The sequence below is a fragment of the uncultured Dokdonia sp. genome (assembly GCF_937910895.1).
In the GTDB taxonomy this organism is placed as follows: Bacteria; Bacteroidota; Bacteroidia; order Flavobacteriales; family Flavobacteriaceae; genus Dokdonia.
Genome location: NZ_CALEMI010000160.1, coordinates 64,823 through 90,687, shown reverse-complemented (window position 1 = coordinate 90,687; position 25,865 = coordinate 64,823). Strand labels below are relative to the sequence as shown.

Below are 25,865 nucleotides of genomic sequence, written 5' to 3'. Positions count from 1 at the left end.
GTCCAAACCATCACAAAAGTTAATTATATATGTAATTCTTGCCTTCACTTTATAAGAAGATTCCCGCCTGCGCGGGAATTTTATAAAGAATATGCTTTTCCTCCAGTAGCTTCACTCACAGGAAGACATCCTATTTGTTGTGCTGGGATAGGCTCATAAGCGAGTACATTTTCTCCAATTTCTTCAGAGGTTTTCCAACCCCAAATAGTCATACCACGTATATTCTGTACAAGAGAGTATGAACCAGCATCTGGATCAGGTACCGTAGATTTGTTATTTTGATAAGCTTGATAAAACGCTCCTAGCTTTTTTTCGTATGCTTGTTCTTGTTCTATGGTAGATTTCAAATATTTTGTCAATAGTTGATCAAAATCTTCATCTTTTCCTTCACCTAATGGCTTATTAAACGTCGTTTGAAACTGACTTGCTAATGCGCTAAAACCTAATTTGATTTGTGACTGATTTTCAAGCGTAGCCACCTGATCCCAGTAACTATCTATAAACTGATGCACGCCTACATCTACAGCTCCAGGAATAGCCTCATCAGAAGGGATGATTAAATCAACCATACGACGTAGGGCATGTCCCTCTTCTTTAGTTAAGAAGGAAGGGATAAACTCTGGCTCGTTAGTACAACTTTGTAATAAGCTTAATATGGTAGGCGTAGCAACCAATGCTGTCGCTCCTAATCCTAAATTTTTGAGTACTTGTCTTCTGTTCATCTTATGCTTCTTTTTTAAGTTGGGCAGCAGCGTGATTTGCAGCACGTGCAGTAAATGCCATATACGTAAGTGAAGGGTTTACACAACTTGCTGAGGTCATAAAGGCACCATCTGTTACATAAACATTAGGAACTGCGTGTAACTGGTTATTCCCATTACAAACAGATGTTTTAGGGTCACGACCCATACGAGCCGTTCCCATTTCATGAATACCATTTCCTGGAGCACTTGGATCATCCATTGGCTGTATGTCTGTGAATCCAGCTTTTTCAAGCATATCCTTTGCACTTGCAATCATATCTTTACGCATTTCCCATTCATTTTCTTTCCACTCTGCATCAAAGTTGACTTTGGGTAATCCCCATTTGTCAAGGTCATTGTAGTCTAGTGTCATTTTATTCTCATGGTATGGAAGACATTCTCCAAAGCCCATAAGTCCGATGGTCCATCCACCTGGCTCTTGAATTGCTTTTTTAAGTCCTGCGCCATAACCTGCTTCTGCAATTTGAGGTTGATAGTCTCCACGACCAGCACCTCCTTGATATCCGTACCCTCTCTTGAAAGTAGCTTGATCTGTCTCGCCTCCTATATTTCTAAAACGAGGAATATAGATACCATTAGGACGACGTCCTTTATAATACTTGTCTTTGTCACCATCCCATTTTGCAGTTGCTCCTGCCTTAAAGTGATGATCCATTAAATTATGTCCGAGTTCTCCAGAATCATTACCCATTCCATTAGGGAAACGCTCACTTTTAGACTGCATTAAGATACTTGCACTTGCAATAGCCGATGCGCAGAGAAAAATTACTTTCGCTTTATACTCTAGCTTTTCCATCGTCTCTTGGTCTGTCACTCTTACGCCTGTTGCTTTTCCAGTCTTTTCATCGTACATCACTTCGGTGACGATAGAGAATGGACGAAGTGTCATATTTCCTGTACGTTCAGCAGCAGGAAGCGTAGAAGAGTTACTCGAGAAATAGCCTCCAAACGGACACCCTCTCATACATCTATTTCTAAATTGACAAGCAGAACGACCGTCATACGTTTTGGCTCCTGTAATATGAGCAACGCGCCCTATAGTAAGCAGACGTCCATCTTTATAATTTTGTGCCATGTTCTTTTTGAGAACTTCTTCTACACAATTCAATTCCATAGGTGGAGAGAATTTGCCGTCTGGTAAAACTTCCAGACCTAAATTTTCTCCAGAAACAGAGATGTATTCTTCTACTTTATCATACCAAGGTGAAATATCTTTATAGCGGATAGGCCAGTCTACAGCGATACCCTCTTTTTTATTAGCTTCAAAATCGATATCAGACAAGCGATAACTCTGTCTTCCCCACATAAGAGAACGCCCTCCTACGTGATATCCACGTATCCAGTCAAAACGTTTCGTTTCATTATAAGGATGATCTATATCATCTACAAAAAAGTGTCTGCGTTCTGCTTTGTGAACATATCCTGTGCGTGATTGTTTCTCATAACGAGCATTTATCTCACGAGGGTTTTCTCCTTTAAATTTAGAATCCCAAGGGTCATTGTACATGGTTGGATAATCTTCTATGTGTTTTACCATGCGACCTCTTTCAAGGACAAGGGTTTTCAAACCGTTTTCGCATAGCTCTTTAGCAGCCCACCCACCACTGATTCCTGAACCTACAACAATCGCATCGTAGGTTTCGTTTTCTGTAACTATATTCACTATAATATGTGTTTATGAAAAAAAATTGTGATCTATTTTACCAAATATATAAATTTTAAGTTGTTTTTTGTCAATTTTAAAAAAAGACTAACTTAGTCAAACCGTAGATTTAACAGTTATTTACGAGCGAAAACGTTATAGTACGGACTTAATTAATCAGAACTCCATGAAAAATTATTTTACGATTGCATTAGTATGTGTTTCTACTCTTATTTCTTGTAAAAATGAAGTAAAAATAGAAGATGAAAACACTCAAAAAGAAGTAGCAAAAACAGACCTTATGACTGCAAACAATGACTTTAAGTATTCGTTAGCGCAATGGTCGTTACATAAGCCATTTTTAGATGGATCTATGGATCCTATGGATTTTGCCGTGATCGCAAAAGACTTAGGATACACAGGGCTTGAATATGTGACCCAATTATATCCTCAGGTACAAGATAAAGCTAACTACAGAGAAACAGTAATGGCACTTGCTGCAGAACTTAAGAAGCGTAGTGACGCAGCTGGAATGCAAAATGTATTATTGATGGTAGATAATGATGGAGAACTCGCAGATCCAGATCCTACAAAACGTGCAGAAGCCATCAAAACACATAAAATATGGATGGATGCCGCTGCATTAATGGGAGCTCATTCCATCAGAGCGAATCTATTTGGAGAATTAGATCCAGAAAAATGGCATACCATATCTGTAGCCTCTCTTAAAGAGCTTGCCGAATATGGAAAAACCAAAGGCGTTAGTATCCTCATAGAAAACCATGGTGGATGGTCTAGTGATGCTGCAAAACTAGCCGCAGTAATGAAGGAAGTAGATATGGAATATGTAGGAACGCTTCCTGACTTTGGGAATTTCTGTGTAAAAAGAGAAGGCGGAGAACGATGGGGAGCTCCGTGTGTAGAAGAATATGATACGTATAAAGGAATGGAAGAATTGATGCCGTATGCAAAAGGAGTTTCTGCAAAATCATATAATTTTGACGAGAATGGAAATGAAACAAAATTAGATTATCCTCGCATTATGCAAATTGTGAAAGACTCAGGTTTTAAAGGATATGTAGGTGTAGAGTATGAAGGTCCTTTGGAAGACCCTAAAGAAGGGATTAACCTAACCAAAGCATTGGTTGAAAAATCAATAAAAAATCTTAAATAAAATCGCATGAAATCAACGACTAGAATACAATTATCGATTATGATGTTCCTAGAGTTTTTTATCTGGGGAGCTTGGTTTGTAACGATGGGAACTTTTTTAGCTAAAACATTTAGTGCAACAGGAGGACAAATGGCAATGGCGTATGAAACACAATCTATAGGTGCTATTGTAGCCCCATTTATTATCGGACTGATTGCAGATCGTTATTTTTCTGCACAAAAAATATTAGGCGTTTTACATTTATTAGGAGCAGGATTATTATATATGGCAGGAACATCAGATAATTTTGATGCATTCTATCCATATATCTTAATTTATATGATTTTATATATGCCTACACTAGCATTAGTAAACTCGGTAGCTTTTAGACAAATGAAAGATCCTGCAAAAGACTTTGCTCTTATTCGTGTATTAGGAACGATAGGATGGATTGCTGCTGGTCTTATGATAGGCTTTCTTGCTTGGGAGTCTGATAATGTGCTTCAAAATACATTTATAATGGCAGCAGTGGCAGCAGCTATATTGGGAGTGTTTAGTTTTACACTTCCAAACACACCGCCAGTAGTGGATAAATCTGAAAAGGTAACTGTACGCGATATTTTAGGATTGGATGCTTTAGGGATGTTAAAAGATAAAAAGTACTTAATCTTTTTTATTGCATCTATTTTAATTTGTATCCCATTAGCATTTTATTATCAGCATGCAAATCAATACTTAAATGAATTAGGAATGGAAGGTGCCGCAGGAAAAATGACCTTTGGGCAAATGTCTGAAATTGCATTCATGCTTTTACTACCTATTTTCTTAAAAAAGTATGGTATTAAAACGACCCTGCTTGTAGGAATGCTTGCTTGGGTAGTACGTTATTTATTGTTTGCCTATGGAGATGCCGGTGAAAATACGTGGATGCTTATTTTCGGAATTATTCTACACGGAATTTGTTATGACTTTTTCTTTGTATCTGGACAAATATATACAGACTATAAAGCTGGAGAAAAATTTAAAAGCTCTGCGCAAGGATTGATCACACTAGCCACGTATGGTTTAGGAATGCTTGTAGGATTCCGTCTTGCAGGATATATTACAGACCTTAATGCTATTACCGATGGTAGTCACAATTGGTTTGATATATGGGTGCTTCCTGCTGGAATTGCAGGAGCTGTCTTTTTGTTTTTCCTAATAGCCTTCAAAAACGAAAAAATCGAAGTAAAAGAATAAATTAATTAGCTTGGGCTTCGACAAGCTCAGCCTGACAATAGTACTATGAGTAACAAAATAAAATGGGGCGTCCTTGGGGGCGGTGGCGATAGTTTAATAGGGGTGTTGCACAGAGTAGCCGCAAGTATGTTTGATGCGTATCAACTTACGGGAGCTGTTTTTAATCCTGATGTGAATGTGAGTCTCGCTTTCGCGAAAGAAATCGGTATCTCAACAGATCGTATTCATGCCAATCTAGATGAGATGATCTCATCAGAACTAGCACGTCCAGAAACAGAACGAATTCAAGTATTTTCAATATTAACGCCTAACTTTTTGCACTTCCCAATGGCAAAGCAGTTATTGGAAGCAGGGTTTCATGTGATTTGTGAAAAGCCGATGACCATGACATACTCCGAAGCGTTGGAGTTACAAGCCATCCAGCAAAAAAATGGAAATATCTTTGGGTTGACACATACCTATACGGGATATCCTATGGTACGTCAGATGAAAGCCATGATTGCCAATGGTGAGATAGGAGCCATCCAAAAGGTAGACGCCCAGTATTATCAAGGATGGATCAACTCATTGATACATGACAAAGAGCAACGTACCACGACTTGGCGATTGAATCCTGAGAAGTCAGGGATTAGCTGTTGTCTGGGGGATATTGGAGTCCATGCGTATCAAATGTTAGAATTTGTCACCGGACAAAAAATACAATCCGTTCTAGCAGACTTAAACCATTTGTATGCAGATAATCAGATGGATATTGATGGAACCGTATTACTTCGTTTAGGCGAATACACTAAAGGCGTACTTCGATCTAGTCAGATAGCAACTGGAGAAGAAAATAACTTTACTGTAGCTATCTATGGTAAAAAAGCAGCCCTTAAGTGGGAACAAGAAAATCCAAATTATTTGTATCTATTAGAACAAGGGCAGCCTTTACGTGTACTAAAACCTGGGCATTCCTACAATAGTGAGTTCTCATTGGACGGCACAAAATTACCTCCTGGACATCCAGAAGGTATCTTTGATGCGATGGGCAATATCTATAAAGGCGTTGCAAAAGCCATACGAGGCGAGAAATTTCATAAAGGAGAATTTCCAGGCATGACCGACGGAGTACGTGGAATGAACTTTATAGAAAAAGCTGTACAGTCACATCGTGATGGGAACGTGTGGGTGGAGTTATAATGTAATTTATGATTAACTTTAGAATTGGAGATTTTAGTGTTTTGCCATTTGATAAGTTAGTAATAGAATCTGACCTGAATATTGCAGAAGCAAGTGCAACTTTATACAGTAAAGTAGATTTTAGACCAAGTTTAGAACTAATTTTTAAAAAAAAAGTAAACGGTAAAGAATTTCAAGGGAACGTAAATAATTATAGATTCAATATTAAACGTATTATAAGTTACAGAAATTCTTTTTTACCAATTATTTCTGGTAAAATAGAAAAAAGGGCATACCCTATTAAGGGCTCCCAGATATCTGTAACAATGCGTATGAATTGTTTTGTTATGATATTTAGTATGTTTTGGATTGGTGCCTTAACGATATTTGTTTGTAATCAGATAGTAAATTTGTTTTATGGAGAAGACATTAATAAAACCTCACTAATTCCATTATTTACGCTTATCCTAGGGTTTTTATTGATTACTGGCGGATTTAGTCACGAAGCATCAAAGGCGAGAAAATTACTAATACATATTTTTGAAGGAAAAGAATTGTAAATACGCTTTCGCGAAAGCGTATAAAAGAAAATAAACATTGCGTAAGGCTGGATGAAATTTCCGCCTACGCGGAAATGACAAGTATGAAAACAATAAAAGGACCAGCGGTATTTCTAGCGCAGTTTATGGATGATAAAAAACCATTTAATTCGTTAGACGGACTCTGTAAATGGGCGGCAGATTTAGGATATAAAGGCATTCAGATTCCTACGTGGGAAAGTCGGTTGATAGATTTGACAAAAGCAGGAGAAAGCAAAGCTTATTGTGACGAACTCAAAGGAAAAATCAATGACTATGGTCTTGAGATTACAGAACTGTCTACCCACTTACAAGGACAGTTAGTGGCTGTACATCCTGCGTATGACTTAATGTTTGATAATTTTGCACCAGATGATTGTAAAAACAATCCGAAGAAACGTACCGAATGGGCACGTCAGCAAATGATGAGCGCAGCGAGAGCAAGTAAACATTTGGGATTGAATGTCAGTGCTACCTTTAGTGGTTCGTTGCTTTGGCATACCATGCACCCTTGGCCACAACGCCCTGCGGGATTAGTAGAAATGGGCTTTGAAGAACTGGCTAAACGCTGGTTACCATTATTAAATGAGTATGATGCAAATGGAGTAGATGTGGCGTATGAAATCCATCCTGGCGAAGATTTACACGACGGGGTAACGTTTGAACGTTTCTTGGAAGCGACGGGTAATCACAAGCGATGTAACATCTTATACGACCCAAGTCATTTTGTATTGCAACAGCTAGATTATATAGCTTATATAGATCATTATCATTCGTTTATAAAAGCATTTCATGTCAAAGATTCTGAGTTTAAACCTGATGGAAAACGAGGCACTTTTGGAGGCTATAGCGATTGGCAAGACAGAGCAGGACGTTACCGCTCTCCAGGTGACGGACAGATAGATTTTAAAACGATCTTTACAAAACTGACTGAATACGGCTGTGATGTATGGGCGGTGATGGAGTGGGAATGCTGTGTAAAAAGCCCAGAACAGGGGGCAAGAGAAGGCGCACCGTTTATTGCAAGTCATATTATAGAAGCCACACAAAAACGATTTGATGATTTTGCTGGCGAAGCTATTGACAAAGAAAACTTGAAGAAAATATTGGGATTATAAACCAACAATTATGAAAAGAACAATCTACGTAGTAGCCGTGGCGATTTTCGCTTTAAGCTGTAAAGAAAAAGAAGTAAGTCAATCTGCTACTCCTACTCAAAAAGAGATAGGAACACCTACCCAAGAAACCACACAAACGACAACAGTACTTTTTGACGGATCAAATTTTGATGCTTGGAAAGGCTATGGTATCAATGAGATGCATGAGGAATGGACCATAGATGGCGATGCCATGATGTTTACTCCAAGTGACGAAGGAGGAAAGAACATTATTACAAAAGACGCGTACAAAAATTTTATTCTTGAGCTCGAATGGAAAATTTCTGAAGGGGGAAATAGCGGTATTTTTTGGGGTGTACACGAGTCTCCAGAATTTAAAGAAGCATACGAAACAGGACCAGAAATTCAAGTGCTGGATGACGCTCGTCATCCAGATGCCAAAGTAGCCAATGGCACTCATAAAGCAGGCTCACTATACGATATGATTAAACCTGAGGATGGAATGATTCATCCAGCAGGTGAATGGAACCGTGTAAAACTAATGATCAATCATGATACAAATATTGGTAAATTATACCTGAATGGAAAGGATGCATTTACATTCCCCGTTCATGGAGAAGCATGGGATGCGATGGTAGCAGGATCAAAATTTGCAGACTGGAAAGGTTTTGGAAAATATCCAGAAGGTCATATTGGATTGCAAGATCACGGAGATAAGGTATGGTACCGTAATATCAAAATTAAAGAAATTAACTAATGATAAAATTACAACACATAGGAATCATCGCAATTGCTCTTTCTATTACTTCTTGTGGTTCTGGAAATATGGGTACAGAACCCACAAAACCAGAGCAAACTGAAGTTTGGGAACCCAAACCTCCAAAAGTAGCCATCAACGGTCAGTCGGGAGTCCCTAGTGACGCGGTGGTTTTATTTGATGGTTCTAATCTTAACGCTTGGGAAAGTAGAAATGGTGGCGGAGCACCTCAATGGACGATCAATCCTGACGGCAGTATGACGGTAAAAGATAGAACGGGTGACATCATGACCAAAGAAAACTTTGGAAGTGTCCAACTGCATCTAGAATGGCGAAGTGATCCAAACAATACGCAAACAAATCAAAACCGTAGTAATAGCGGTGTCTTTTTTCAAGGATTGTATGAAGTACAAATTCTTAATAACAATGATAATGATACTTATGTAAACGGAATGGTAGGTTCGATTTACAAGCAAAAAGCACCTGATGTGATGGCAGCAAAACCTACAGGAGAGTGGAATAGTTATGACATTGTCTTTCATGCCCCGATGTTTAATGAGGCGGGAGAAAGAATAAAAGCAGGAACACTTACCGTATTTTTAAATGGCGTTTTGATACAAGATCATTTTGAATTGGAAGGGAGTACAGAATATATAGGCTACCCGAAAAATAATCCGCATGGAGATGGCCCTATTGTTTTGCAAGATCACGGAGACAAAAGTGGCGTAGGTTTTAGGAATATTTGGTTACGTAGACTGTAAATGAATCAATGAATCTGGAAGTATTTTTTACGGAAGAGAATAGTGCCCTCCTTTTACTTGGGCTTCTTTTCTTAGGTTTAGCTTATTATTACCGTAAAAATCCACCCAAAAAAATCAATCATTTATATGGCTACCGCACGCGTCGCTCTATGGCGAATCAAGAGATTTGGGATTTTGCTAATACACAAAATGCGAAAGACTTTTGGCGTGTTGCCATAGCCACGATGATTACTGGGGTCGTCTTACTTCCTCTTCATAGTTCTCTAAAAGTCTTTATACAATTAGTAGTACTTCTTTTAGGACTTGGAATTGCTATTTGGCACACAGAAAAGCAAATAGATAGATTTTTTGACAAAAACGGGAATAAAAAGCCTTAAACTCAAATAAGATGACGTTGATTACAGACCTTCGCTCTTCAATATGCTCAGTATAAACTTCGGTCTCGACGAAAGCGTATTGAACCATCTTCTATTGTTTTATGAGCTTATGTGTTTTTAAGCATCTTCAAATGTTAATGAAATAACATCTAAAGCTCTTACCGTTGTTTTTGCTTCAGGAGTTTGGAAGGTTATTTTTTTAGTGTCGTCTCCTGCCAGAATCTCGTAGTTTAAGCTAAATTCAGTTAAAATTTCTTGTGCTTCAGCAAGTGTTTTTCCTACCAGATTGGGTGTTGCTCTAAGTTCTGCTCCTTCTGGTGCAGGAATAGGTTTTATCATAAACTCTAACTCTACACTTGAATTTACATTGATATTATATTTATTAGAATTACTTGCATTAATAGGAGTTGCATACATTTTTACTCTTGACAGTCTATTGGAAGGCGTTGAGGTACTACTGCCAGATTGTGACATAGACAAGGATATTTTTGCTTTTACCTTTGTCTCAGGAATGGTATAAAATGTAGGTTGATATCCGATTTCTCGCAATCGTTTATTCATAAGATCCCCATCTTCTTCATCATATAATGCGAGTGTCTGAGCTAATGATCCTGCGTCTAACGCGGCTTGCGCATCGGCAACTCCTTCTCCTATGGAAGCAATAAGATTCCCTAATGGTGCAGCCATGGTGTCATTCATAAATTCTTTGGGATTACTTGACATAGTGTTTTAATTTAAGTATTGGTTATTTTTTGCAAAAATGACAGTGATGGTCGTATCTGGTGTCGTAACGGTTCCTGGCTCTGGCAACTGTTTAAAGGCTTGTCCTTCTATGATGGGACTATTGGTTGTGTTCATAAGCTGATATACAGGATCTAATCGCAAGTTGAATTTTTCTAAGTATGTACGAGCTGCGGTTTCTGTGAGGCCGATCAGTTTTGGCACAATAAGTTCACTCACTTTAGCAGTTTCATTTTCTGTAATATCAATTTTTATATCGCTGATGGCCGCACCATTAATAGTTGAAGCATTATTAATATCAATCACCTGAAAACGTAAACCTTGTGCATCTTTTTCGGCAACGGTTTTTAGGTTAAGAGAAATATTAGAAAGTTTAAACCCAGAAGACGCTGTGTTTTCTTTAGCGATTTGAATTTCATCAATGATATCTGTATACAGTTTATTGGCAGAAACAGATTTGGGAACATACACATCTTCTGAAGCCTCTTGTGATAATTGGTCTATTAGATTTTGCAACGCTTGTTTTTCAGACTCTAACGTTTCGATGGAATTTTGTTGCTGACTTTCTGTATTTTGATAATTGTTGATCTCAGAAATTTGATTATTTATGGTTTGCGCTTGTTGGGCTATAGTGGTTTCTAGTATTGTTTTTTCTGAGATATTCGTCTCCACTTGTTCCTCTAATGTTTGTATTTCATTATTGAGATTTTCAATATCATTTTCTAGTGAATTTACTCTAGCATTAAGAGATTCAATCTCTGCGGCTTGATCTCCCGACGTGTCTTGCGCTTCATTTGAGTTTTCTGCTTGCTGTCTTAGGGTTTCTATCTCTTTTTTGAGTTCTTCAATTTCAGGATTTATATCCTGTGGAGCTGTGTCAGTTGCTACGCGTACAGAAGGGAATTTAGGATTATCTAGTCCGTCTATTTTATCCCTTTCTAGAAGATATAAGGTGCCAAAATCATAACCAATATCGTCATTTTCCTGAGACATGGTATACGTTCCTTGTTCTGCAAGAATATGTATTTGTTCTTTAGCATTGGCATCTATGAGTCTAAACATAGGCATTCCTCCTGTTTGAAGCACTTCACGTATTTTACGTAAAGTAAGCTCATCACCATAGATACGAGAGGGTATATAATACTCAAAGCTATAAGTACCCTCTATATAGCCAGTGTTTTCTGTAGCAATAGTTTCCCAAGCTTTGGTATCTGTATTATAAAATTGAATGACAAGTGCCATTTTAGTAGGTATTTCACCTAAAGAATCTCTTACGGTTGTTTTAAAAAATAGTTTCATACCTAAAATTATATTTTGCTAATAGAAATTTTCTTTAAAATAGTCCCAGCATTTATATCAAAAAATAATGTTTTACCACTATTGTAATCTACAGCATCTAGATACACGGTGTTTTGAGCAATACCATTTCCATCTGTAAGCATTTCTTGCGTATCAAATGTAGGTGGTGTTGTTACTGCTAGACCGTTTATTAATGTCGTCTTATCTTCATTAAAGTTATATTCTACACGCATTCCAGACATTTTTTCTCCAGCCGCATTCTCTATAGCTACTTCAAGAGCGACTTCATACACTGTCCCGCTAGAAGCGAGTGTTGGTGTTTGATAATTACACCTTAAAATAATTTGAGGAACTCCTTCATTAGGTATTGTCGCAATAAAACGACCACTTATGGTACTGACCACCTCGGTAGATGTATTATTAGACTGACTTTTAGGCTTTGCGGGTCTAAATAGCATCGCAGCTTGTTTATACGGAACTGCACTGTGGTTTACTGATTCTGTTAATGGGGTATTTGCTTGCGGTGTGCTTTCAAATTCAGAAGTCACTTGTAAGTTAAAATCTAAATACGGAATTTGGTACATGGTATTTGGTCTGCCGTACTCATCATAAGGAGCCATGTTACGCAGTTTATGTTGTGCTTGATTAAGACTATCTGTAATTCCTAAAAGGATTTCTTTGAGTGTTAATGCGCTAGATGCTTGATTATCCATGGTTATTTATATTAAAAAAAACGATCGTCTTTTTTCTTTTGTTTGCGTTCTTGGGCTTTTGCTTGCTTTTTTGCTTCTTCTCGCATAAGCTCTTTTTTTTGAGCTAATGCTTCTTGAAGGCGTTCTTTTTTGAGAAGATCTCGTTTTTCCCAAATGTCTTTTGCTACCGTCGTAACAATTTTCATCTTTTCATCTACCTCTTTTTTACTCTTTTTGCTTTGCGAGACAGCCTCTCGTCTCTTGTCAAGTAGTTCTTCCCAGCTTTTTTCTAGATGAGGTTTTTTTAAAACCTCTTGTTTTTTCTTATATACTTTTTGAAAGTCAACACTCAATTTTTTTAGTGTTGGTTTTTTTTTCTTTTTTTGGTCTAAATAGCTGTAAACAGTATCTACCGGTTTTTTAAGCCTTTCAGGAATACTGTTCTCTAATTGTTTGTTTTTTAGACTTTCGAGTGCTTTTTCTTTTATTTTTTCTTGTTTTTCTGCCCAGGTTTGAACCTCTTTCTTTTTTTGTAGCAATTGCTTTTTTGAGGAGTCAATTACTTTTTGCTGTTTTTGTAGCCATGCTTCGGCTTCTTTCTTTTTGGTAGATTCTTCTAGTCCTTTTTTGAGGCGTTGTGCAAGCCAATTTTCAATTTCTTTTTGATTTGTTTTTTTAGGAACACGTTTTTTGGGTTCTATAGAAGTTTCTTTCTTCTTTTTTAAAGGTGTCTCTTTTTTTTGCCTCTTAGCTTGAACCTTTAGCGATTTCTTCTGTATGGGTTCTTCAGAACGTTTTGCCTTTTTTAAGTTTCGTTTTTTCTCCCAAAGATCTTGTTGTTTCTCTTCTTCTTTTTTCTTTTTGAGAAGCTCTTCTCGATTTTGAGTCCATTTTTTTTCTAACTTTTTTTTAGTGGCAATGGGAATTATTTCGCTTTCGCGAAAGCGTGCATCACTGTCACCCTCTTTTTTTGTGCCAGGCGTATTTTTAAGTGCTTTTTCTAAGGCTTCCTTTTCTTGAAGAAGCTGTTGGATATCTTCATTGTCTTCAAGAATTGATGAAAGATCTAAATCTTGAGACACGTTCTTTTTTTCAGTAGGAGGCGTATCTGGTTTTAAAAATGAAGTCCACTTTTTAGCCATGCGATTAAGGGGTTTGCGGTTCGTTACGTAAAAGTTCTTTAAGTCGTTCTTCAAAAATAGCAGGAGAAGGAACTGTCACTAATTTTGTACGAATAAGAGAACTACCTTCTGCTGAGTACTGATATTTTTGAGAATAACTTGCATTCACAGAAGCAGTCACCATAAACGCTCTTACTTTTACTTCAGCGCCTACTTTAAACTCTCTAGATTGTGACATAGAGAAAGAGGTTTTGATCTCCATGAGGGTATCTACATATTGATAAAAAGTAGGTGTAAACCCCAAAGCGAGTAAGCTATAGCCAGGCTCTCCTTCTTTAAGCCTCACAAGCGTATTAGGATCTTGAACCAATTTTCCATCTTCATCTTCTGTAAAACCCGACATCATTTGGGCAATTCTAATAGAAACTTTGTCTAACGCATATTGTGCTTCTGCAATACCTGTCCCGAGATTTTTGACCATCTCGGGAAGGGGTGCATTCATTAATTCTTTAGTGATATTAGCCATTATCTCTAGTTATTGTTGGCTTGTTCTCTTGCGATTTCCATTTGTTGCTGGATACGCTCTTCTAGAATTGCTGGTGGTGGGATAGGCACAAGCTTGGTGCGTAACAAACTAGAACCCTCTGCCGAGTAGCTATATTTCTGAGAATAGTTTGCGTTTACTTGAGTGGTTGTTACGTTACGTCTAGCTCGTACACGACCTCTACTAAACCCGATAGAGGCACTTCTTGTCTTGCTATTACTTTGCACATCTACACTCGAAGAGCCTTCTCTAGTAAACTTGATAGATATTTTTACTTCAATGATGTTATCTACAAATTGGTAGAAGGTAGGTGTAAAACCTAATTCTAACATAGAGAGACGTTGTGGAACAAATATTTCTGCAACTGTATTTGCTGGAAGTCCGCTTTTAAGGACTATTTTTTTATCAATGTCTTCTGTAGGAATAGGAGTTACATACTCATATAAATCATCATTGATAGCAGGACTTGAGTCAGGATTAAAAATTTGACTTCTTAACGCCAAATCTTTGGATGTGTTAAATAGGATAACGGCATCAGAAATAGAAACTCTCTCTTTTCCAAAGAAAACACGGCTGTCTTCAAAAGTTACTTTTTCTTCTCCATTAATATCTGCAGTGATGGTTTTTAAACCTCCCATCATCTCTGCGACTTCAATAGAGTTTTCATCAAGAGCCATTTGTCCTTCTGCAATTGCAAAAGCGATTTGGCGTATCATATCGCCCATTGGGACATAAAGAAGTTCTTGACCTATACGTGGATTGTTATTAAACATGATTTTTGTTTTTAAATATTAATGTATATAAATAGTTATGTATTTGCTGCGAGTTCTTTTAACAACTCGTGATATGTATCTGGTGCAGGTATGGCAACAATACGAGCTGCAATAGAAGAAGCTCCTTCGGCACTCATTTCAAACTTTCTGGCGTAGCTGGCGGTAAGACTTGCACTAAACATGGTTTGCTTTTTTTCTCCATCCTTAGGGGAAGTACTACCCCCTATACTCCCGCCAATACTAAAAGACTCCGATTCTGATAGTGAGAATTCTAGTTTCACTTCTACTGTCGCTTCTGTAAATTGATAAAAGGTAGGCGCAAAGCCTAAGGCGATCAAGCTATATTCCTGATCGCCTACAGCTACTTTATTTGCACTCATAGCATTGGCAAGGCGTATAGAATTGGTATCTAATGCTGCTTGTGCATTTGCTATAGAAACCCCTAATTGCTCAATGAGTTGTGGCAATGGCGCATTAACAAGCGTTCTAGAAATCTCGGCTCCTACAGACATTATGAGGTGCTATTAGAACTTGTTAATACCTGAGTGATATAGTCTAGAAACTCTTGTGGCGCAGGCACAGATTTCATACGTGCTGCCAGCGATGCATTTCCTTCTACAGACATATCAAATTGTCTTGAGGTTCTAAAATCAATACTACCACTTACGGCAAATGTTCTGTTACCATCTACGTCTTTTGATGACGTATTCAAACGTGTTTTAGAAGTCTCTGTTTCACTTACAAATACTTTGGTGGTGCTTTTGTCTAGATCGGCAGAAGCTACACCATCTACAGTCACATCGAGTTCTTCAGACTCACTATTAAATACAGAATAGGTAACTACAGATTCTTCGTGTAATAAGTAGCTTAATTCTCCTACTTTCTCATGATGAAATCCTTGTATTAAACTTTTACTGCTAAGTTTTGAAGTCTCGTCTACAGCAGACTCTTTAATAATCACTTCTTCACCTCCATAGGTAAACTTGATAATTGTAGGTGGTGTAGGTGGCGTTGTGTTTTCTAAAACAATAAACTTATTGTCGTCTGTAGAACTAGGTTTTGGTCCTGCTGGAGTTTTTGTAATCTCTCCTCCTTTAAAGAATATATAATCGTTATCTGAAATAATTTCTATCGAGACAAATCGTAATGTCTCGTCTTTACTTTCATCAGTTGCTAGAGATTCTCCTTTGTAGAGTGCTGTTTTAATTCTGGCTTCAGAAACAGTATCACTTACTTTTCCGAAAATGTGTTCTTTTATGGCATCTACTCTTCTCTTACTCAAGTCAACATTATATTTAGAACTACCACTTCCGTCTGTGTATCCCTCGATATTGATTTTTGAATCAGGATCTTCTTTTAAGATGTACTTTATAGTTTCTAGATATAGCGCTAACGCTGGAGTTGCATTAGTGACGCTTCCTTCATTATAATTAGGATCAAAAATATCTAGATCCCATCCAAAATAAATTTTAGGTTTAGAGAAGGTCGTTCCGTCTGTAGTAAATCCAGATGATGTAATTCCTAGGGTAGTTCCTGCTGTTGTATTTGCTGTTTCAGCCGCATCAAAAGTTGTATCAAAATCTGTTATTTTATCAAAAGTAACACCAGTCTTTAAGGTGATGGTCGTTCCTGCAACTGTAGGATACGTACTGTTGAGCTTAAGTAAGCCAATAGTCTCACTTGGCGCTTCTGGAATATAAATAGTTACATAAGGTCCTGATTTACGTATAATCACTCCAGAAGAAGATTGGTTTTGAACCTCTTTTGCTTCTTCTATTTCTTTGACGACACGATACTCTTCATTATTGGTACGTACATTTTCTCCAAAATGTTCTACCTTAGAAATAGCACCATCTTCTTGATGCATATTATAAGAATTAGAATTAAGAGTAAGATTGCTAGTTACTTTCGCTTTAAGCGAAATATCTTTTACAGACTTAAATTCTTTTCTAGTTTCTTTTTTCTTATTGTTCTCTAACTTGTTAAAGAAGTTTTTGTCAAAGTTGGCGTTACTTTTATAATCGGCACTTAGTTTTGCTCCAAATTCATCCGCTTTTTTTAATGCCATTCGTAAACTGATAGAGGCACTTACATCTGCATAATCAAAAGAGTAAAAGGCAGGAGTAAATCCAAGTTCTAATAAGGATTTATCACCGACTTCGGTTTCAGAAAGCTTGGTCAGTTGTTTAATAGAATTATCATCCAACTTTTCTTGTGCTGCTGCAATTCCCAGAGCAAGTGAGGTAATAATGTCAGTAACATCTACCTGTTGTAAGATGCTTGCTCCGTTAGTAATATCTTCTGTGTAACTCATGTGTTTTATTTTTTAATAATTATGAAATAACTGCTGGGAGTTCAAAGGCAATTTTCGGATTGACTACACCTTCTCTTACAATAAAGTATTGGTGTTTTTTCTGTAGTGCCGAGAGTTGCTTCTTTGTCACTAAAAAGCCTCTTTGCAACCAGTTTAATAACTGATCTGTAATAGGCTGTTTTCCTTTGCCTACGTGTTCTTGTGCTTCTTTAAGTAATTCAAGCGAAATATCCTTTTCTTCTTTATATAGATATTGAATCGCCTGTTTTTCAAGAATCGTGGCATAGTGCTTTTTTATAAGGATACTATCACCATCTTTTTCATCCAGAAAATCGATATATCTTTCACAAAAACTAATGACTTCATCATAGGCTTCTGAGAGTTCAAGGGCTTCCATCACACACTGACTATAATGTTGAAAAAAGATCTCACTATCTTTTGTTTGTTGCATCATTTTGATGGCTTCTTTATAGTGGCGCAGCGCTTCTTTGTAATTTCCTTCTAGGGCATATACTTTCCCTTTTTCTGCGATACGTATGTGCAACGTTTCTTTTGTGTTTGTTGTGTTCATTAGGCTACTATTTCTGATGTTGTTTCTATGTTATTTAATTTTTCTTCCACATAGCGTACTATCAATCTTTTTAGTGGAGGTGAAGTCCATTTTTGTCCTTCTACAACAGGAAGTTGATCTTTTGATACAAATTGACTTAATAAACTTTGCGTGCTTTCTAGATCTGTAATTTCGATTTCAATACTGCAATCTGCGGTAGGTAATGGTTTTATAGAACAAGCAAGTCCATTTTCCTTGTAATCTTCTATTACTTGGATAGCCTCTTGAATAGGAAGTCCTTCTTCTAATTGTACAGGTAAATTTTGAAGAACAGTATCTATGATGGCTTCCGGCATCCCTACTTTTTCTAATAATGTTTTTCTATACTCAGGATGTGTTGCTACTACATTTTCGAGAACAATTTCAAATCGCTGATGACTCTCATTAAGAATACTCAAATGGCTATTTGATCCATATTTACGCCATAAGTTTTGACTGGTCTTGTAAGGAATATTTATAAAAGGTGGCATTGTTTTAAGCTCACTACAAAGTTGTTTTAACAACGATTTGTCTGTAGTATCAACGCTAATGGTGTAGGTGTCTTTACTCGCTTGTGAGGCCACTACTTTTGCATCTATTCTTTTAGAAAATGCATCGACTGTTGCTTTTGAAACACCCCCAATGACAATACCTGATTCTTGCGTGAGCAAATGGAAAGCTTCTTTAAGACCACATCCTAAAAATTCACTTACTTGCTTTGTAATTAAAGGGAGCAACGCAATATCTTCTATATAAATGCTAATGTCGTAAGTTGTGGTATCTGTAGGCACGGGAATAGAAGCATCTTGAACACGTACCTCTAGGCCTAACTGAGAGAGTGTTTTGGTTGCTTTATTGGCTATTTTTTCATCTACTTTATGCAATAAAACAGAAGGTGCGCCATAAATAAGTTTGGTGATAAGTTCCTGAGGAATTTCAAAGGCATCTGATAAGATTTTGGAAGCGATAGGTTTTGCAGTGCCTATTGAATCTATAATAACAGAACTGGTCATAAGTATTTTGTTTTTGAATCTGAAAGTCAAAATTGATATAATCTTGACGGATTCTTGAGGGGTAATTAGAGTTTTTAATGGGGGCAAATGCCCTTTTTTTAAGTAGGTAAATTACTTGTACATTTTAATTTTTTTTACATTATAGGGTTTATACGGGGATACGCTTTCGCGAAAGCGTACTCAGAAAAACAACATGATTGTTCTTATTTTGATTAGGTATCCGATCATTTCAAAACTCGTATATTTGTTAATATGATAAAATCAATGACTGGTTTTGGGAAGAGTGTGATACAGCTTCCCGGAAAGAAGATTACCATTGAGATCAAGTCTCTTAACAGTAAGAGCCTTGATCTAAATGCACGTATCCCATCTACCTATAGGGAGAAAGAATTGGCTATGCGTAACCGTGTTGCAAAGTCATTAGAACGTGGAAAAGTGGACTTTGCTTTGTATGTAGAAAGCACGGGTGAAAACACAAATACTAAAGTGAATGAAGGGGTTGTAAAAGAGTATATGCGACAGTTAGGAAATGTAGCAGAGAGTAATTCTACAGAACTTCTTAAAATGGCAGTACGTCTTCCAGATGCGTTAAAAGTAGAGCGCGAAGAAATGGATGAAAATGAATATAAAAATATCCTAACGACTTTAGATATAGCGCTAGAAGAGATTAATACCTATAGATCTGACGAGGGCGCTTCTTTAAAAGGAGAATTTGAGTTGCGGATCAAGAATTTACAAGACTTACTGGAAAAAGTAGTCGTGATTGATGTAGATCGTCTGGATAGTGTAAAAGTACGATTAGAAAAAGCAGTAGCAGATCTTAAAGTAGAACTAGATGAAAACCGTTTTGAACAAGAACTTATCTATTATCTAGAGAAATATGATATCACTGAAGAAAAGGTACGTCTTAAAAATCATTTAGATTACTTTACAGATGCATTAGATTCTGATGATTCTAATGGTAAAAAATTAGGTTTTATAAGTCAAGAAATAGGTCGAGAGATCAACACTATTGGTTCAAAATCTAATCACGCCCAAATGCAACAATTGGTTGTGCAAATGAAAGACGAATTAGAAAAAGTAAAAGAACAAATGCTTAATGTACTTTAAATCTGATAGTAAAGCGTGACAAAAGTAAAACAACACTCAGGGAAACTTATTGTTTTTTCGGCTCCTTCAGGAAGTGGTAAAACAACCATTGTACGGCATCTCCTAGCGCAAGAAGCATTGAATCTAGAGTTTAGCATATCAGCAACAAATAGAGAGCCCAGAGGAGAGGAGAAGCACGGGAAAGACTATTATTTTATGTCTTTTGAAGAGTTTAAGCAGCATATCAAAGATGAAGATTTTATAGAGTGGGAAGAGGTCTATCGAGATAGTTTTTACGGAACGCTTAAGGAAGAGGTACATCGTATTTGGGCTCTAGGAAAGCATGTTATTTTTGATATTGATGTATCTGGAGGGTTACGTATTAAAAGAAAATTTCCAGAAAGAACACTCGCTATTTTTGTAAAACCCCCCAGTGTTGATGAATTAAAAAGACGTCTTAAAAAGCGTAAAACGGAGAGTGAAGATAAAATTAATATGCGTATTGCAAAAGCTTCTGCAGAGCTTGCAACCGCTCCTCAATTTGATCATATTATTCTTAATGACAATCTAGAAAAAGCATTGAGAGAGGCAGAAGAACTTGTAGCTGATTTCATTAAAACCCCGTTACAAAGAGACGAGGTAGAAGAGCTTTAAGAAACATATAAAATACAAAACAATTCTTTTTAACACCCAATAATCATTGAAAGTAGGACTGTATTTCGGCACATTTAATCCTATACACATAGGGCATTTAGTTATTGCAAATCACATGGCAGAGTATAGTGATTTGGATAAAATATGGATGGTCATTACACCTCATAATCCCTTTAAAAAGAAAAGTAGTTTATTAGACAACCATCATAGGTATCAGATGGTGCAACGAGCCTTAGAAGAATATCCTAAGATTGAAGAAAGTACGATAGAGTTTGATTTGCCACAACCTAATTATACTGTTAATACGCTGGCTTATTTACAAGAAAAGTATCCAGACTATGAGTTTTGTTTGATTATGGGAGAGGATAACTTAAAAAGCTTCCATAAATGGAAAAACTATGAAGTAATTTTAGAAAATCATGAGATATATGTGTATCCTCGTATTTCCGAAGGTGTTATGGAAACGCAATTTGATAAGCATCCTAAAATACACAAAGTAGCAGCGCCCATTATGGAGATTTCGTCTACAGCCATACGTAACGGCATTAAAGAAAAGAAGAATGTGAGACCGTTACTTCCGCCTGAGGTCTTTGAATATCTTGATGAGATGAGTTTTTACAAATCGTAATGTTATAAAGATGCCTAGGCTAGATGTAGACAGTTTGTATATCAAAAGAGCTTATTATTTTGGAGTGATAGCTTTGATCTCATTTCTTGTCACAAGAGCATTAAAAGGAGTTAAAAGATTTACTAGTACCACCATTCCTGAATCCTTATTTATTTCCATCTCAATTGTATGTTTTTTTTGTGGTATTGCTTGTGTGTATGCAATTGTTAAAGCAAAAAACGAAGCAAACTCTTTTAAAAAGATAATTGCTGTTGTTCTTGGAATGGCTTCATTTGGATATATCATATTAGTAATAAAAGAACTGTTTATTTTTTTTTAGATAATAACTGATTAAACCAAAATGTTTTCTGAATAACTTCTATTAATCATAATTGCATATGTAAAAACTTTCGATGACTTTATCAAAGTAAAAATGTTGCATTGCAAAATATTGTAAATTAGCTTAATACAAAAGCTGGCTATAATTAGAAAATATGAAAGACTTTAAGATTGATGATGAGTATCGCCTTAAAATGAATAATAAAGGAGTCTGGAATACTTTCCAAAATGATCAATTACTCTCAAAAAAGCATCCAAATCTTTATAAATTTTATTCTCTAAACATTTTTAATATTGATAGCTTATTAAGAAACTATTTTTACTTGTCAAACCCAAGAGATTTCAATGATCCTTTTGATTGTAATCTAAATTTAATTGAGACTGATGGTAAAGTAGAAAAACTAGAGACAGTGAAGAGAAATGTAATATCGAACATTGGCATAACTTCTTTATCTGAGGAAATTGAAAACCCATTGATGTGGGGGCATTACACAAATAATTACAGAGGATTCGCTATAAATTTTGGAGATAAGATTGATATTTTAAAAAGAAATGAATTCTTTGGTAGACATACTCTAACAAGAGTGATTTATCCTAAACAGCCAGTAAAAATAAAAACTAACTATCCATTCGCTCAACATTATTTATTGACAACTAAATTCAAACACTGGGAATATGAAAAAGAATGGAGAATAATTTGTGATTTAAAGCAAACTCATCGAGAATTAGAATATGTTCCTGAATTAGTAAAAGGTTTATACATTGGACATAAAATTCCAGATGAGAACCCAACCGCATACAATTTACTTTTAGAAATTCAAGAATTACGTTTTCCTAAAGTGCCTGTTTACGTCGTTTACCCTCATTCAACTGAACTTAAATTAGAATTTGAAAAAGTGTGGAATTAAAAACTAAAGAGAAAAACTTATAATAAAATATAGCTAATAATTATTAAACTGAAAGGTAAGTACCTATTTGCAAAGTCGTCAAATCTTTTTCTTTTAAACCAAATAAAAAGATTTGGTTAAGTACTTAATTTGAGATTTATCGCTTTTCAATTCCGTACTAACAATAACCAAGCTTTTAAAAACATCCCAAAAAAAGAAACCGCCCACACTATACATTAACACTAGGTGAGCGGTTTCAAACTAAATAACCAACCAAAATTTTTATAGCGCTGCCAGCTTTTGTAGCTTTTTCGTTTTAAGCGCTTGTATGTCTTTTTTAATCTCTTCTGTTTTCTTTCTAAACTTTGGAGATGCTTTATCTTTTTCTAACGTTCTAAACTGTATGTATCCTCTTCCTCTGAATTGATACGTAGTTCCTGAACTTACTTGAAACAACTCTATGGTTTCATCATCTATAACGATCAGTTCAAAAAATTCATTGTCTGGAAAATTATAATCTAATGTTAAAGTTTTCTGATACAAATTTCCAGGAACATTGTCTACGTCATAAATCCCGTCATAATCCCAAAATATATTATCAATAGCCGTGCCATTCAAATCTTCTGAGCTTCTAAAATTACCGCTCTGTCCTGCTGGAAGAAACTGCAAGAAGTTTTCACTATCAAAAGGATTCACAGCACCTTCTTCACTGGTATATATTTTTTCCCAAGCTTCAAACTCTTGTAAGAAATAATGAATATTTTCATAAAACACAAGGTCATAATCAAAGGTACTTCTTTGGTATCCTTCTAATATATATCTAGTTCCTGTACTAGGTTCATACAATTCTATCTCATTAACCGATAGTTGACGAACATCAAAACTATAGCCTCCATCTAGATCGTGTTGTACATCTAGTTCAAAATTAAAGGTGTCATAGTATCCTACATCAATTCCAAAACCACCTCCATTACTTCCAATCCCAGAAAGGTTGTTATTTGCATAGACGTTCCCGTTTCTAAAAGAGAGGGTAAATGCTTTTTGCACAAAAGGAATCACTACAGATCCTGAAGAGCGATTAATATCTACATACCAAATTTCATAATCTGTAAGCACCTCATTTAATGTAATGACGGGTGTTGTATCTACTACAATATCATCTTCAATAATAACCTCTGTATAACAAGAAGTACATAAAATGCCTACTAGTGCAAATGCCGAAAGGAGTTTGATCGTCTTCATAATCTTACTGTTTTTGATTCACGTTACTAAAACCAAACGGCGTGCCAAAAATGCAAAAGTCTGATAATCATAATTTTAATGTTTGTTGTGCGCTTTCGCGAAAGCGTACCAAACCCAAAACCCTACGTTTATAATGGTAAAAAATGTCTTATTTTTACAAATACAGTATAACAATAAAAACATGGGACACAAACCAAAATTTGGGGTTATTGGAGGAGGAAGTTGGGCGACTGCAATTGTAAAAATGCTCTGCGAAAATCTAGAACACGTAGGCTGGTATATGCGTAGTGTATATGCAGTAGAGCATATAAAGAGAGAGCAGCACAACCCGAGTTATTTGAGTGCCGTAGAGTTTAATCCTAAACAGTTGATCTTAAGTAATACTATCAATGAGATTATTGAGTATGCCGATATTATTGTATTTGCCGTTCCATCTGCTTTTGTAGGAGGAGAACTTGAAAATATGACGGCTTCTTTAGAAGGGAAAACTATATTTTCTGCTATTAAAGGGATTATGCCAGAAAGCGGTAAACTAGTAGGAGCTCATTTTCATGACATATACAATATTCCGTTTAAAAATATAGGTGTTATTGCTGGACCTTGTCACGCAGAAGAAGTGGCGCTAGAACGACTATCTTATCTGACGATTGCTTGTGCAGACAATGAAATTGCTCAGACCGTTGCAGACCATCTTTCTTGTGATTATATAAAATGTACTACAAGTGATGACATTATAGGGATTGAATATGCCGCTACGCTTAAGAATATTTATGCGATTGCCGCAGGTGTAGCACACGGGTTAGGATACGGAGATAATTTTCAGAGTGTCTTAATGAGTAATGCAATAAGAGAGATTAAACGGTATGTAAAGCGTGCACACAGGATGAAACGTGATATCAATGGCTCAGCTTACTTGGGGGATTTATTAGTAACTGGGTACTCTGTTTTTAGCCGAAACCGAATGTTTGGTAATATGATAGGGAAGGGATATACCGTTAAAAGCGCACAAATGGAAATGTCTATGGTAGCAGAAGGATATTATGCCGCAAAAAGCGCTTTAGATCTAAATAATACACGAGAAAAAAAAGCACGGATTCCTATTATAGAAGCCGTGCATAGTATTTTATACAAAGGAAAAGATCCTAAAAAGGTTTTTAATAAACTGACAGAGCAATTGGATTAATTAGTGATATTAAGGAACTAAAAAATAGCATATCCTATCGTAAGAGAATAACTAGAGTACTCTGCGTTAATAGGATCTATCAATCCTCTGGTTGTATAATATTTTAGCTCAAGACTAAGATCTTTAAATTCATAGCCTGCACCAAAACTACCATACGTAGATTGATTAAACTCATTAAAATCTCTAGAAACTGATCGTGTTAAAGACTGATTAAGATGAAGAGGAATCACAAATCCTGCGGTTACAAATATTCTTGATCTATTCTCCAAAAAGAAAGAATGTCTTGCACTAATACCTAGTTCTACTGCGCTGTATTCAACCGCTACATTTTGATCAATGGTAGAAATCCGAAATCTATCTTCATCACTATAATCAAAATAAGTGGCTTCAATTAAAGCACTCCATTTGTTTCTATTAAATTGAAAAATAAACTCTCCTTCTATACCTACTTGTACTCCTATTTTATCTGAAAACTCTCCAGTCGTTACACCTCCAGTAGATTCAAAAGAAAAAGAATTATTACGAGCGCCAGCTTTAAGTCTTAGTCTAAAATTTTTATCCAAACTCGTACGTTTTGAGACTTGATTATAAACGATACTTTTGGATCCGCTACACTCGTTATACGCTTCAAAAAAGGAAATAAAGGATGAAAGTTTATATTTTAAGTTTTTATATCTGTTCTCAGGAATGGTTGAACAAGTCAAATACGTTTTTAGATCTTGCTTATACAACTCATTAACTCTTATTTCTGTACCTGAATTTTGGAATCTTTTATAGACTAATGGCTTTATAGGTGTATCGTCTAATGTGTAAAAAAAACGGACGATACCATATCCAGAATAATAATATAGAGATGCTTTTCCTTCAATAATTTTTTTGAGAAGTAGCGTTTCATTTTCAAAATCTGGCGATCTCATTTCGCTTAAGTTTCCAAGATCATCACTAGACTTATCTATCTTTACATCAAATCTTGAGTATACTGCACCATCAACGATTCCAAACTCCTTTATATTATCTATAGTAATTGTTTTACTTTCTGATTGCTCATTAGATTTGAACTTGATTTCTGTTGGATTGTCTAGCCATTCTATATTTTGAATGAACCCCTCAATTTTAGTATTTGAATTATCAATATAATAGGCACGTTCAAAATTAATTTGTGCATTTGAAATTGAGGTGATGGCTAAGAAAAAAGTAAGTAGGAATAGTTTAAGAATAGAGATTTTCATAA

28 protein-coding genes are annotated in these 25,865 nt (G+C 36.1%); 13 read left to right on the top strand and 15 right to left on the bottom strand.

What is annotated here, in order from left to right:
- Positions 1–80 precede the first annotated feature (80 nt).
- Together Q0505_RS19745 and Q0505_RS19740 are read right to left on the bottom strand one after the other, a co-directional pair.
- Positions 81–722: a gluconate 2-dehydrogenase subunit 3 family protein gene (locus Q0505_RS19745; RefSeq protein ID WP_299216842.1), complete on the bottom strand. Its 642-nt coding sequence runs from the start codon at positions 720–722 to the stop codon at positions 81–83.
- 1 nt (position 723) lies between these two features.
- Complete coding sequence (locus Q0505_RS19740; protein ID WP_299216840.1) at positions 724–2,427, bottom strand: GMC family oxidoreductase; 1,704 nt, start codon at positions 2,425–2,427, stop codon at positions 724–726.
- Positions 2,428–2,593: 166 nt separating this feature from the next.
- Here Q0505_RS19740 and Q0505_RS19735 point away from each other — a divergent pair, with 166 nt between their 5' ends.
- The 8 genes from Q0505_RS19735 (at position 2,594) to Q0505_RS19700 (ending at position 9,547) form a co-directional block, all read left to right on the top strand.
- Positions 2,594–3,580 (top strand): sugar phosphate isomerase/epimerase family protein, encoded by a 987-nt coding sequence (locus Q0505_RS19735; protein WP_299216838.1) that lies wholly within the window; start codon positions 2,594–2,596, stop codon positions 3,578–3,580.
- 6 nt (positions 3,581–3,586) lie between these two features.
- Positions 3,587–4,798, top strand: a complete 1,212-nt coding sequence (locus Q0505_RS19730; protein WP_299216836.1) for a nucleoside permease — start codon at positions 3,587–3,589, stop codon at positions 4,796–4,798.
- A gap of 45 nt (positions 4,799–4,843) precedes the next feature.
- Complete coding sequence (locus Q0505_RS19725; protein WP_299216834.1) at positions 4,844–5,977, top strand: Gfo/Idh/MocA family oxidoreductase; 1,134 nt, start codon at positions 4,844–4,846, stop codon at positions 5,975–5,977.
- 8 nt (positions 5,978–5,985) lie between these two features.
- Positions 5,986–6,516, top strand: a complete 531-nt coding sequence (locus Q0505_RS19720) for a hypothetical protein (protein ID WP_299216832.1) — start codon at positions 5,986–5,988, stop codon at positions 6,514–6,516.
- An 83-nt stretch (positions 6,517–6,599) separates the two neighbouring features.
- Positions 6,600–7,652 (top strand): sugar phosphate isomerase/epimerase, encoded by a 1,053-nt coding sequence (locus tag Q0505_RS19715; RefSeq protein ID WP_299216830.1) that lies wholly within the window; start codon positions 6,600–6,602, stop codon positions 7,650–7,652.
- Positions 7,653–7,662: 10 nt separating this feature from the next.
- Positions 7,663–8,409: a DUF1080 domain-containing protein gene (locus Q0505_RS19710; RefSeq protein WP_299216828.1), complete on the top strand. Its 747-nt coding sequence runs from the start codon at positions 7,663–7,665 to the stop codon at positions 8,407–8,409.
- A complete protein-coding gene (locus Q0505_RS19705) occupies positions 8,409–9,170 on the top strand; it encodes a DUF1080 domain-containing protein (RefSeq protein WP_366519453.1) in 762 nt (253 codons plus the stop codon). The genes Q0505_RS19710 and Q0505_RS19705 overlap by 1 nt, the downstream gene beginning before the upstream one ends.
- Positions 9,171–9,178: 8 nt before the next feature.
- The gene (locus Q0505_RS19700; RefSeq protein ID WP_299216827.1) at positions 9,179–9,547 is read left to right on the top strand and encodes an SdpI family protein; all 369 of its coding nucleotides are present in this window, start codon (positions 9,179–9,181) and stop codon (positions 9,545–9,547) included.
- A 117-nt stretch (positions 9,548–9,664) separates the two neighbouring features.
- Here the strand turns inward: Q0505_RS19700 and Q0505_RS19695 are convergent, their stop codons facing one another.
- Genes Q0505_RS19695 through Q0505_RS19650 form a run of 10 tightly spaced genes read right to left on the bottom strand, consistent with a single transcriptional unit; the run spans position 9,665 to position 18,633 of the window.
- Positions 9,665–10,270: a PASTA domain-containing protein gene (locus tag Q0505_RS19695; protein ID WP_299216825.1), complete on the bottom strand. Its 606-nt coding sequence runs from the start codon at positions 10,268–10,270 to the stop codon at positions 9,665–9,667.
- 6 nt (positions 10,271–10,276) lie between these two features.
- Positions 10,277–11,587, bottom strand: a complete 1,311-nt coding sequence (locus Q0505_RS19690) for a PASTA domain-containing protein (RefSeq protein ID WP_299216823.1) — start codon at positions 11,585–11,587, stop codon at positions 10,277–10,279.
- Positions 11,588–11,595: 8 nt separating this feature from the next.
- Complete coding sequence (locus tag Q0505_RS19685; protein ID WP_299216821.1) at positions 11,596–12,300, bottom strand: hypothetical protein; 705 nt, start codon at positions 12,298–12,300, stop codon at positions 11,596–11,598.
- An 11-nt stretch (positions 12,301–12,311) separates the two neighbouring features.
- Positions 12,312–13,421: a hypothetical protein gene (locus Q0505_RS19680; protein ID WP_299216819.1), complete on the bottom strand. Its 1,110-nt coding sequence runs from the start codon at positions 13,419–13,421 to the stop codon at positions 12,312–12,314.
- 4 nt (positions 13,422–13,425) lie between these two features.
- Entirely contained in the window at positions 13,426–13,926 is a 501-nt protein-coding gene (locus tag Q0505_RS19675; RefSeq protein ID WP_299216817.1) for a hypothetical protein, read from the bottom strand.
- Positions 13,927–13,931: 5 nt separating this feature from the next.
- Positions 13,932–14,717 (bottom strand): hypothetical protein, encoded by a 786-nt coding sequence (locus Q0505_RS19670; protein ID WP_299216815.1) that lies wholly within the window; start codon positions 14,715–14,717, stop codon positions 13,932–13,934.
- A gap of 35 nt (positions 14,718–14,752) precedes the next feature.
- Positions 14,753–15,229 carry a hypothetical protein gene (locus Q0505_RS19665; protein ID WP_299216813.1) on the bottom strand — a complete coding sequence of 159 codons (477 nt, stop codon included), beginning with the start codon at positions 15,227–15,229 and terminating at the stop codon, positions 14,753–14,755.
- The gene (locus tag Q0505_RS19660; RefSeq protein ID WP_299216811.1) at positions 15,229–17,031 is read right to left on the bottom strand and encodes an OmpA family protein; all 1,803 of its coding nucleotides are present in this window, start codon (positions 17,029–17,031) and stop codon (positions 15,229–15,231) included. The genes Q0505_RS19665 and Q0505_RS19660 overlap by 1 nt, the downstream gene beginning before the upstream one ends.
- Before the next feature lie 19 nt (positions 17,032–17,050).
- Positions 17,051–17,602, bottom strand: coding sequence for a hypothetical protein (locus Q0505_RS19655; RefSeq protein ID WP_299216809.1), 552 nt, complete (start codon positions 17,600–17,602; stop codon positions 17,051–17,053).
- Entirely contained in the window at positions 17,602–18,633 is a 1,032-nt protein-coding gene (locus Q0505_RS19650; protein ID WP_299216807.1) for a hypothetical protein, read from the bottom strand. The genes Q0505_RS19655 and Q0505_RS19650 overlap by 1 nt, the downstream gene beginning before the upstream one ends.
- A 252-nt stretch (positions 18,634–18,885) precedes the next feature.
- On the opposite strand from Q0505_RS19650, the gene Q0505_RS19645 reads away from it, so the two are divergent.
- From Q0505_RS19645 to nadD, 3 genes are read left to right on the top strand one after another with little or no spacing between them, the layout of a single operon-like run.
- Positions 18,886–19,743 (top strand): YicC/YloC family endoribonuclease, encoded by an 858-nt coding sequence (locus Q0505_RS19645; protein WP_299216804.1) that lies wholly within the window; start codon positions 18,886–18,888, stop codon positions 19,741–19,743.
- A 15-nt stretch (positions 19,744–19,758) separates the two neighbouring features.
- On the top strand, positions 19,759–20,376 hold the full coding sequence (gene gmk / locus Q0505_RS19640) for a guanylate kinase (RefSeq protein ID WP_299216801.1): 618 nt from the start codon (positions 19,759–19,761) through the stop codon (positions 20,374–20,376).
- A 46-nt stretch (positions 20,377–20,422) separates the two neighbouring features.
- Positions 20,423–21,004, top strand: a complete 582-nt coding sequence (gene nadD / locus Q0505_RS19635; RefSeq protein WP_299216798.1) for a nicotinate (nicotinamide) nucleotide adenylyltransferase — start codon at positions 20,423–20,425, stop codon at positions 21,002–21,004.
- 54 nt (positions 21,005–21,058) lie between these two features.
- Here the strand turns inward: nadD and Q0505_RS19630 are convergent, their stop codons facing one another.
- Entirely contained in the window at positions 21,059–21,289 is a 231-nt protein-coding gene (locus Q0505_RS19630; RefSeq protein WP_299216795.1) for a hypothetical protein, read from the bottom strand.
- Between the two features lie 188 nt (positions 21,290–21,477).
- Here Q0505_RS19630 and Q0505_RS19625 point away from each other — a divergent pair, with 188 nt between their 5' ends.
- Positions 21,478–22,230 carry a DUF2971 domain-containing protein gene (locus Q0505_RS19625; protein ID WP_299216792.1) on the top strand — a complete coding sequence of 251 codons (753 nt, stop codon included), beginning with the start codon at positions 21,478–21,480 and terminating at the stop codon, positions 22,228–22,230.
- Positions 22,231–22,491: 261 nt separating this feature from the next.
- Here the strand turns inward: Q0505_RS19625 and Q0505_RS19620 are convergent, their stop codons facing one another.
- Positions 22,492–23,451 (bottom strand): nicotinic acid mononucleotide adenyltransferase, encoded by a 960-nt coding sequence (locus Q0505_RS19620; protein ID WP_299216789.1) that lies wholly within the window; start codon positions 23,449–23,451, stop codon positions 22,492–22,494.
- Positions 23,452–23,632: 181 nt separating this feature from the next.
- Between Q0505_RS19620 and Q0505_RS19615 the strand changes: the two genes are divergently transcribed.
- Positions 23,633–24,634 carry an NAD(P)H-dependent glycerol-3-phosphate dehydrogenase gene (locus tag Q0505_RS19615; RefSeq protein WP_299216787.1) on the top strand — a complete coding sequence of 334 codons (1,002 nt, stop codon included), beginning with the start codon at positions 23,633–23,635 and terminating at the stop codon, positions 24,632–24,634.
- A 17-nt stretch (positions 24,635–24,651) separates the two neighbouring features.
- Here Q0505_RS19615 and Q0505_RS19610 read toward each other — a convergent pair whose 3' ends face one another.
- Positions 24,652–25,863: a hypothetical protein gene (locus Q0505_RS19610; RefSeq protein WP_299216784.1), complete on the bottom strand. Its 1,212-nt coding sequence runs from the start codon at positions 25,861–25,863 to the stop codon at positions 24,652–24,654.
- Positions 25,864–25,865 lie beyond the last annotated feature (2 nt).

Coding starts and splice junctions, on each gene's coding strand:
- Q0505_RS19745 (WP_299216842.1), bottom strand. CDS start 722: ATGAACAGAAGACAAGTACTCAAAAATTTAGGATTAGGAGCGACAGCA.
- Q0505_RS19735 (WP_299216838.1), top strand. CDS start 2,594: ATGAAAAATTATTTTACGATTGCATTAGTATGTGTTTCTACTCTTATT.
- Q0505_RS19730 (WP_299216836.1), top strand. CDS start 3,587: ATGAAATCAACGACTAGAATACAATTATCGATTATGATGTTCCTAGAG.
- Q0505_RS19725 (WP_299216834.1), top strand. CDS start 4,844: ATGAGTAACAAAATAAAATGGGGCGTCCTTGGGGGCGGTGGCGATAGT.
- Q0505_RS19720 (WP_299216832.1), top strand. CDS start 5,986: ATGATTAACTTTAGAATTGGAGATTTTAGTGTTTTGCCATTTGATAAG.
- Q0505_RS19715 (WP_299216830.1), top strand. CDS start 6,600: ATGAAAACAATAAAAGGACCAGCGGTATTTCTAGCGCAGTTTATGGAT.
- Q0505_RS19710 (WP_299216828.1), top strand. CDS start 7,663: ATGAAAAGAACAATCTACGTAGTAGCCGTGGCGATTTTCGCTTTAAGC.
- Q0505_RS19705 (WP_366519453.1), top strand. CDS start 8,409: ATGATAAAATTACAACACATAGGAATCATCGCAATTGCTCTTTCTATT.
- Q0505_RS19700 (WP_299216827.1), top strand. CDS start 9,179: ATGAATCTGGAAGTATTTTTTACGGAAGAGAATAGTGCCCTCCTTTTA.
- Q0505_RS19695 (WP_299216825.1), bottom strand. CDS start 10,270: ATGTCAAGTAATCCCAAAGAATTTATGAATGACACCATGGCTGCACCA.
- Q0505_RS19690 (WP_299216823.1), bottom strand. CDS start 11,587: ATGAAACTATTTTTTAAAACAACCGTAAGAGATTCTTTAGGTGAAATA.
- Q0505_RS19685 (WP_299216821.1), bottom strand. CDS start 12,300: ATGGATAATCAAGCATCTAGCGCATTAACACTCAAAGAAATCCTTTTA.
- Q0505_RS19680 (WP_299216819.1), bottom strand. CDS start 13,421: ATGGCTAAAAAGTGGACTTCATTTTTAAAACCAGATACGCCTCCTACT.
- Q0505_RS19675 (WP_299216817.1), bottom strand. CDS start 13,926: ATGGCTAATATCACTAAAGAATTAATGAATGCACCCCTTCCCGAGATG.
- Q0505_RS19670 (WP_299216815.1), bottom strand. CDS start 14,717: ATGTTTAATAACAATCCACGTATAGGTCAAGAACTTCTTTATGTCCCA.
- Q0505_RS19665 (WP_299216813.1), bottom strand. CDS start 15,229: ATGTCTGTAGGAGCCGAGATTTCTAGAACGCTTGTTAATGCGCCATTG.
- Q0505_RS19660 (WP_299216811.1), bottom strand. CDS start 17,031: ATGAGTTACACAGAAGATATTACTAACGGAGCAAGCATCTTACAACAG.
- Q0505_RS19655 (WP_299216809.1), bottom strand. CDS start 17,602: ATGAACACAACAAACACAAAAGAAACGTTGCACATACGTATCGCAGAA.
- Q0505_RS19650 (WP_299216807.1), bottom strand. CDS start 18,633: ATGACCAGTTCTGTTATTATAGATTCAATAGGCACTGCAAAACCTATC.
- Q0505_RS19645 (WP_299216804.1), top strand. CDS start 18,886: ATGATAAAATCAATGACTGGTTTTGGGAAGAGTGTGATACAGCTTCCC.
- Q0505_RS19630 (WP_299216795.1), bottom strand. CDS start 21,289: ATGATATATCCAAATGAAGCCATTCCAAGAACAACAGCAATTATCTTT.
- Q0505_RS19625 (WP_299216792.1), top strand. CDS start 21,478: ATGAAAGACTTTAAGATTGATGATGAGTATCGCCTTAAAATGAATAAT.
- Q0505_RS19620 (WP_299216789.1), bottom strand. CDS start 23,451: ATGAAGACGATCAAACTCCTTTCGGCATTTGCACTAGTAGGCATTTTA.
- Q0505_RS19615 (WP_299216787.1), top strand. CDS start 23,633: ATGGGACACAAACCAAAATTTGGGGTTATTGGAGGAGGAAGTTGGGCG.
- Q0505_RS19610 (WP_299216784.1), bottom strand. CDS start 25,863: ATGAAAATCTCTATTCTTAAACTATTCCTACTTACTTTTTTCTTAGCC.